This is a genomic window from Pseudomonadota bacterium (assembly GCA_026388215.1).
GTDB lineage: Bacteria > Desulfobacterota > Syntrophorhabdia > Syntrophorhabdales > Syntrophorhabdaceae > JAPLKF01.
The window spans coordinates 1-7,578 of the sequence record JAPLKF010000048.1; the positions used below are offsets into that span (position 1 = coordinate 1).

10 protein-coding genes are annotated in these 7,578 nt (G+C 43.5%); 3 read left to right on the plus strand and 7 right to left on the minus strand.

Annotated elements, in window-relative coordinates; translation table 11 throughout:
• From NTU69_03565 to NTU69_03595, 7 genes are all read right to left on the minus strand, one after another.
• Window positions 1-810: HesA/MoeB/ThiF family protein (locus NTU69_03565; protein MCX5802605.1), on the minus strand; the 810-nt coding region annotated here is incomplete at its 3' end.
• A gap of 1 nt (window position 811) precedes the next feature.
• Window positions 812-1,051 carry a MoaD/ThiS family protein gene (locus NTU69_03570; protein ID MCX5802606.1) on the minus strand — a complete coding sequence of 80 codons (240 nt, stop codon included), beginning with the start codon at window positions 1,049-1,051 and terminating at the stop codon, window positions 812-814.
• A 49-nt stretch (window positions 1,052-1,100) separates the two neighbouring features.
• Window positions 1,101-1,622: a hypothetical protein gene (locus tag NTU69_03575; GenBank protein ID MCX5802607.1), complete on the minus strand. Its 522-nt coding sequence runs from the start codon at window positions 1,620-1,622 to the stop codon at window positions 1,101-1,103.
• Window positions 1,623-1,813: 191 nt separating this feature from the next.
• On the minus strand, window positions 1,814-3,550 hold the full coding sequence (locus tag NTU69_03580; protein MCX5802608.1) for an aldehyde ferredoxin oxidoreductase: 1,737 nt from the start codon (window positions 3,548-3,550) through the stop codon (window positions 1,814-1,816).
• A 181-nt stretch (window positions 3,551-3,731) separates the two neighbouring features.
• Entirely contained in the window at window positions 3,732-4,148 is a 417-nt protein-coding gene (locus tag NTU69_03585; GenBank protein ID MCX5802609.1) for a hypothetical protein, read from the minus strand.
• Window positions 4,149-4,156: 8 nt separating this feature from the next.
• The gene (locus tag NTU69_03590; protein MCX5802610.1) at window positions 4,157-5,026 is read right to left on the minus strand and encodes a hypothetical protein; all 870 of its coding nucleotides are present in this window, start codon (window positions 5,024-5,026) and stop codon (window positions 4,157-4,159) included.
• A gap of 189 nt (window positions 5,027-5,215) precedes the next feature.
• Window positions 5,216-5,668, minus strand: a complete 453-nt coding sequence (locus tag NTU69_03595; GenBank protein MCX5802611.1) for a tetratricopeptide repeat protein — start codon at window positions 5,666-5,668, stop codon at window positions 5,216-5,218.
• A gap of 324 nt (window positions 5,669-5,992) precedes the next feature.
• Between NTU69_03595 and NTU69_03600 the strand changes: the two genes are divergently transcribed.
• The 3 genes from NTU69_03600 to NTU69_03610 all read left to right on the plus strand — a co-directional run.
• Window positions 5,993-6,247: a DUF6364 family protein gene (locus NTU69_03600; GenBank protein MCX5802612.1), complete on the plus strand. Its 255-nt coding sequence runs from the start codon at window positions 5,993-5,995 to the stop codon at window positions 6,245-6,247.
• Entirely contained in the window at window positions 6,244-6,555 is a 312-nt protein-coding gene (locus NTU69_03605; GenBank protein ID MCX5802613.1) for a hypothetical protein, read from the plus strand. The genes NTU69_03600 and NTU69_03605 overlap by 4 nt, the downstream gene beginning before the upstream one ends.
• A 162-nt stretch (window positions 6,556-6,717) precedes the next feature.
• Window positions 6,718-7,578: type I restriction endonuclease (locus NTU69_03610; protein MCX5802614.1), on the plus strand; the 861-nt coding region annotated here is incomplete at its 3' end.

Here is a 7,578-nt window from a genome sequence, read left to right on the forward strand (position 1 = left end):
GATGTCTTCTATTTCCATATCCAGAATATTGATGAATAAGATCCTCTTATGGAGGGAGGTCCCCTGATTCAGCAGTAACTTGCACGTTTCGGCAACCTCCATGCTTGCTATTATTGCAGGCGTAAAGGAGGGATTGCCTAACACCTTTTCCATCCCCCTGACTTCACTGCGCTGGCCATATATCTTCTGGATTGTCTGGTCCCCTGGCAATTGGGTGGTAATTTGTCCATACCAGCCACCAATAGCTCCATGAATTAGAGGAATCCCCAGTGTTTCACAGGTTTCTGCCAGCTCAATCCGTGTAGGTATGTTACCCAGGGCGTCTACGGCAACATTAATATCATGGAGAAGTTCCACGCCATTGGCTTTTGAAAAGGCATCTTTAATAGGTATTAAATGTACAGCAGGGTTTATATCCCTCACCCTTGCCTCTGCTACTTCTGCCTTGGATTTACCTAATACAGGGATGCTGCATAATATCTGGCGGTTCAGGTTATGTTCTTCGAACACATCAGGATCAATAGCCTTTATATTGCCAATGCCAAGCCGGGCCAGTTCTTCGATAATGTACCCTCCTAATCCCCCGCAACCGATAACGGCAACCTTACTTTGGAATAACGTTAATTGCTGTGCCGTCGAGATGGTCTGCCTGTTCCGCTGATAACGGGAAGGCAGTATATTCAATTTAAGGGCTGTCTCTTCTACCTGACCGAATGTTAAGCCAAAATGTTCTCCGGCCTCTACCTGTGCCTGCCAGGGTAATAAATCCCCCTGAACGTGAGCCAGCAAGAAATCGTGTAATGCTTCCATTTCATCCTCCTCCAACCGGGGGGAAAAGGCCTATCGTATCCCCGTCAGTAAGTGTATCATGTATATCGGCATGGTGACCATTGACAAAGATCAAGGTTACTTCCTCTTCGGGAATCCCGAGTTCTTTAATTACCTGGTCAATCGTGACACCAGGACTAAATTCGAGGGTTTCTATATCGAACCGTCCTGTTCGCAGCGTGGCGAATAGTTTTATTGTGATGCGCATAATTATACTTTCCAAGAGAGAATATCATAGAGCAAACCCAAAAACAATTCTCTGTTCTCATCCCCTACCCTGTTAAAACTGTGAGGTAAACCCAATCACACCAGGCTGGTAGGTTACTTTTTTGTAATACGCTACGTTCAACAGGCTTCCCGCCAAGGAGTATCTCCTTGCATCCCCTCCAGAAATTATCAGGTTGTTTTGTCAGGAAAGCTGAAAGTTCAGTAGATTTCACGAAAATACCCCTTTTTAGAAGAAGGAGCCCCAGCTCGTCAATCAGGAGGTTATAAAGTTTTAAACTGATCAGCCCTTCTTTGCTCAGATAATTGCTATGCTTTTCTTCATAGGTAATTGAACTCCTCAAAGATGAGTATACTCCCTCACGCCTCATGGTGGCACCAACTAAACCGGGCATGGCGGCAGAAAGGGCAAGGCTGGAACCATCTTTAATGATGGCTGATTCAATATCATCAACGGGTTTTCCATCAAGGAAGATGGTGCTGATCCTTCCCATGACATATGCAGGGGTTAGCCCTAATTCTTCACAGAGCAAGGTTTTAATGATAATACCTACCCTGCATTTTACCATGAATCCACCTTGCAGGATTTCAAAAAATTTTGGAAATAGGACAGGTTCAATCGTTAAACATAGATTCTTTAAATTATTGGTAAATGTATTTTTATTTTGCACCTTTTTTGTCCTATTTTTATATAAAAGAAAAAGGAAGAGGCTTCTCGCTCGGTATGCCTCTTCCTTTAACTTAAATCATAGTTATTGCTTTACCAGTTGAATACCTTATCCAGATCCTCATCCTTTACCTGGAATGTCACATTATGAGGGAGTAATGGTTGTGTTTTAAAGAATGGAGGCAAGCGGTCCTGTTCTTTTGTAAAGCCTGCCCTTATATTAAAATCCCTCTCCATTTTCAGAACCTTTTTCCCGAGCTCCACTACATCATCGGCGGTTAAGTTGAGTCCGTAGAAGGCATTGATCAAATCAAGCAAAGCCTGGAAGGTTTCGGGCTGGTCCATAATAGCAAAGGCGATAAACAGGCACATGCCTGTGGAGTCAATAGCAGCAGTTGCAATCTGGAGGTTTCTGGAAAGGTCTATCTGCCCTTCTGGTTTCAGAGGATCCACAAAACCTCCTACCTTGAGGATGTTCGTGGCTACTGCATACCCTGCAGTATGGTCAGCTCCCATCGGGGTTGTGGCATAGGTTACACCAATACCCTGTACTGCCCGTGGATCATAGGCAGGCATAGCCTGGCCCTTGACCACAGGAACTCTCTCCACGCCGAATACTCTGCCTGTTATGGCTGCTCCACTTCCGATTATACGTCCTAAGGGTGTACCCTTACCAACCTCTTTTATCAGGTTGATAGCACCATCAGCATCACCGAATTTAAGGAGGCCAGCTTCCATGGCTACTCCGATGGTAGCACCCATCTCTATTGTATCCAGTCCTATATTATCATCGAGAAAGTCCAGCATAGCAATCTTGTCCAGGTCATCTATTCCACAGTTTGCGCCATGTGCCCAGACAGTCTCATATTCAGGCTGTTTCGTCAGGTAATGGCCATCTTTATCGTTATAGATACCGGAGCAGCGGATGACACAGCCGTGATGGCAAGCATGGGTTGCCACTCCACCGCGCTCAGTTTCTAATGCTGCCTCTGTCTCTCCGCTAATCTTTGAAGTCCCTTGAAACCTTCCTTCTTTGAAGTTGTAAGTAGGATAACCTCCGGCTTCGTTAAGGATATTCGCGAGGATGTTTGTACCATAGGCAGGCAGAGCTTCCCCTGTTACCCCGTGTTTCCTGAGACCATCTGTGAATGCCTTGTTCGCTTCTTTAAATTTCTCCGGGTCTTTTGGCTGGCGCATGTTCATGTCTGTATCATCAAGGACAATAACCTTCACACCCTTTGAACCCATTACAGCTCCCACGCCACCCCGTCCTGCATGCCTTGTCGGCCTCAATTCAGTATCGGTGCATGCTACTGATGCAGCGTTCAGCTTCATCTCTCCTGCAGGGCCGATAGAAATGCAGGCAATCTTTTCGCCAAACTCCTTTTTTATTTTTTCCACTGTATCGTAATTACCCAGCATCTTGAGGCTATTATCGGTTGTGATACGAACGCCATCTTTGTTGATAAATATTTTGTAGAGGTCATCACCCTTGGGTTTTCCCTCAAGCACGATGGCCCCATAGCCCAGCCTGGCAAGCACCTGGGATGGTTGTCCTCCAGCATTAGACTCCTTAATACCACCGGTCAGAGGACTCTTGCATCCCATAGAGATTCTTCCTGTCATTGAACCTGCAGTCCCACTCAGAAGACCCGGGGCAATGACAAGCTTATTAGTATCGCTTAATGGGTGACAGTCAGGTGGCACCTCCTTTGAGACTATGGCAGAGGTAAGTCCTCTTCCTCCTAATCCAGCATAATCACCGAAGGGAACTGCAGTGGCTTTTGGGCCCCCTTCGGCTCCCATATTAATTCTCAAAATCTTGTCCATAGCTTTCCCTCCTTAATTATTTTTTGAATTTCTTCCAGTTTTTTGAGCCGATATAGAGAAGTAAAGAAAATCGAACAATAATATCATAAAATTACAGTCCGTATCCTATTCAAAGTGTACACCATACCAATATTTTTGCAACAGAAAACTTTTGTCCTGAAAGCGTTGACTTTCATACCCGCTATTTTGTGAGGATTCCTCCTCCTCCCGAATAAAAGATGCCTGCCACTGCCCCTGTTATGAAACACGCCACATTTGAGGCAAGAAGCGCCCATAATCCGAGGATAGAAATATCTTTTGTTCGTTCAGGGACGAGGCTTGATGTCCCGCCAACGAATATTGCAAGGGATGGTATATGGGCAAATCCACAAAGTGCATAGGTTGCAATCACTATGCTTCTTTGATACATAATCTTTCCTTCTTTTACCAGAAGTGCAAGGTCCTGATAGGATTTTACCTCTGTCTCTATAATCCTTTCCCCTATAATTTTTGCTATTGCCGGGGCGTCTTCATAAGGCACCCCCATGGCGAGGGTAAATGGGTAAAAGAGGTATGTTAAAAGTGTATGGAGGGTGATATCTATATTTGCCTTAAGCATTGAACCTGTCAATTTCCCCAGATAGAGCAGGCCTTATCAACAAGGGAGATTAACCCGATAAAGGCAATTAAAAGTGCACCTATACTCACAACCATTTTAACCCCGGTCATGGAGCCGTTTATGATTGCCTCTATTGCATTACTTGCCTTTTCATACTCTACCTTTACCACCTTTCCAAGGGTCAAAGGTTTCTCTGTTTCAGGGATTACTACTTTACTCGCCAGTATCGCCGCAGGCGCCAGAAGGATTGAAGCAGAGATGAGGTGACCTGCTACTCTCGGGAATGTATCGGATAGTATGATTACATAAAGTCCGAGTACGCTCGATGCGATTGTCGCCATCCCTGTTGTAAGCACAACCATTAATTCTGATTTTGTCATCGCCTTGAGATAAGGCCTAACAGTCAGATTGGATTCTATTCCAAGAAAGATTTGAGCTGATGCACATAGCGCCTCTGCACCGCTAATCCCCATAACCTTTACAAACACACGGGCAAAGATATGTATGATTTTTTCCATAATACCGATGTAGTAGAGAAATTCCATCAATGCGGCAAAAAAGATAATCGAAGGGAGTGCTTGAAATGCAAGGATAAAACCGAGTGAGCCCTCTTTGCCGGGGGTAATCGCAAGCCTTCCAAAAACAAACTGCGTTCCCGCAAATGAGCTGTCAATAATCTTCATTGTAAAATCATTAAGAAACAGGAAAAATTTCGTACCCACAGGGATGAGAAATACAAAAAGGGCAAAGGCAATCTGAAGTAGTATCCCCCAGATAATAACCTTTAAACTTATTTGCCTTTTATTTTTTGAGAACAGAAACAAAAACCCGATGAAAATCAGGATTCCTAACATTGATACAAAATTGTAAATACCCACCGGCATACTCTCCTAAAGGAATGTATGTGCAGCTTAGGATAACAGTAATTAAGATAATTGGCAAGCAGAGAAAGAATAAACCAGTAAGCAGTAGGAAGTATGCAGTAGGCAGGTTAAAAACCAGCAGACAGTAGGAAGTAAACAGTATGAAATTGCTGCTTACTGCTTACTCCATACTGCCTACTGTTGCTAAAGCAACCGATACGGCAATGCCCTCTTTGCCCACTCACTTTGCGGGTATTCTTTTGTAAGCCTTTCGTATGCTTGTTTCAAGGGTTTTCTCTCATGTGTAGTTTTAAAGTTACTCACCCCGTGTAAATAGACTGCTTCGGGTGCGGCACCACTTTTTGGATAATCCTTCAAAATCTTCTCAAGGTTTGAGATTGCATCCTTGAATTGGTCAAGTTCAAAGTGGACCTTTGCGATGCCAAGTAGTAGTGAAGGGATCAATTCTTCAGGGGGAAGAAAACCGACTGTCCGGTAATGTTCCTTGCCATTTTTGTCAAGGACTACAAGGGTGGGAGTCCATTTAATAGTAAAATCAGTAGCCAGTGGTTCTAAGTTGTATGGCACGCGTAGCGGTATGATGTTTTTTGTAATGAATTCAATCACATTTTTATCCGGATACGTAACTGCATCCATCTGTTGACAGCCAATTCAGCCGGGGTTGAAAAAATCGAGTAATACAGGTTTGTTTTCAAATCTCGCTTGTTTTTTGGCTGCCTTCATCTCTGTTTCCCATTTAATTTTATTCTCCATAGCGCCCTCCTTTCATTGAACTTATTCTATAATTATAGTCACGATATGGGAAAATTGGAAGGGGGAAGTATAGCGAAGAGGGCAGAGAGCATAGAGCAGCCGGAACGCTGTTTCTTTCCACCATCAGTACAAATACATCGTTCATTAAAACAACGCTTGCAAAATGCGTATGATAGGCGTATAATAGGAGCATAAAGGAGGTGAACAATGCAGAAGGGCAAGATAAATATTACGATGGATAAAGATTTGATAGATTATATGAAAATTTATGCAGAAGAGCAGCGCACATCAGTTTCCGAAGTGATTACTCAATTTATTTTGAATTTAAAGCGAACAAAGGCAGGTGACCCAACAGAATTGATCCTTTCAGACCCTGCTTTTAAAGAAACCCTGTTTCAAACCATTTCTGACATAAAATCCGGAAAGACAAAGTGGTGTAAGTATGATGAGGTTTTCTCGTGAATATCTTATTCAGTGATGCCTTTGTCAGATCTTTAAAAAAGCACAGTGCAATAAAGGATACGGTTAAAAAGAAAGTGGACATTATAATACAGGACCCCATTAAACTTGGGGAGCCATTAAGGGGAAGGTTAAGGGGCTTTTACAGCAGCCCTGTGAAGAAAAATTTCTTGATTATATATCTGTACTGCAAAGTATGCCGGAAGAAAGGTGATGATAAGATAGTTCTTTGTAATGATTGTCATGAATGCCCTGATGACACCATAAAATTTGTAGAATTAGGCCCTCATGATAAGACCTATGAGAAGTAATTTTCGATTTTTAGCGGATAGTTTTTCTCTCACACCTCCCGGCCTCTCACGCTCTGCTCTGAGCTTTTAGCTATGAGCTATGAACGGCATTCCGTATTAGCAATTGAAGTTTCGACCGAACACTGCTAAAAAAGGTTTAAATTATTCATAATTTTGCCTATAATGGAAGATAAGATGGAAATTGCAAACCTGATTGAACGGTTTGAACAGAATAAGGATGCTTATAAATCAAGCCAGTATAACGAGACCCAGCTACGGCGGGAATTTCTTGACCCCTTCTTGGAAGCCCTCGGCTGGGATGTAGAAAATAAGAGTGGTTATGCCGAGGTGTACAAGGATGTTGTCCACGAAGATGCGATAAAGATTGGAGGTGTTACAAAGGCACCGGATTACAGCTTCCGTATCGGCGGTACCCGGAAATTTTTTGTTGAGGCAAAGAAACCTGCAATCCATATAAAAGAAGACATTGATTCAGCCTTTCAGCTTCGCCGCTATGCCTGGTCAGCGAAACTACCTCTTTCCATTCTCACAAACTTCGAGGAATTTGCTGTTTATGACTGCCGTATAAAACCAGACAAAACAGACAAAGCGGCAACTGGACGCATTCTTTATCTTACCTATAAGGAGTACATACAACGCTGGGAAGAGATTGCTTCCATCTTTTCCCGTGAAGCTGTCCTGAAAGGAGCCTTTGATAAGTTTGCCGAGCAGAGCAAGCTAAAGAAAGGTACTGCTGAAGTTGATGCTGTCTTCCTCAAAGAGATAGATTCATGGCGGGATATGCTTGCCCGTAACCTTGCCCTCCGTAATCCAGAGCTTACCCAGCGTGAACTCAACTTTGCCGTGCAGACAACGATTGACCGTATCATCTTCCTGCGTATTTGTGAAGACAGGGGAATTGAGGATTACGGGAGATTACTGGCCCTCTTGAATGGGATCAATGTATATGAAAGACTCTGCCAGTTATTCCGTCAGGCTGATGAACGTTACAATTCAGGCTTGTTCCATTTCCGCGAGGAAAAG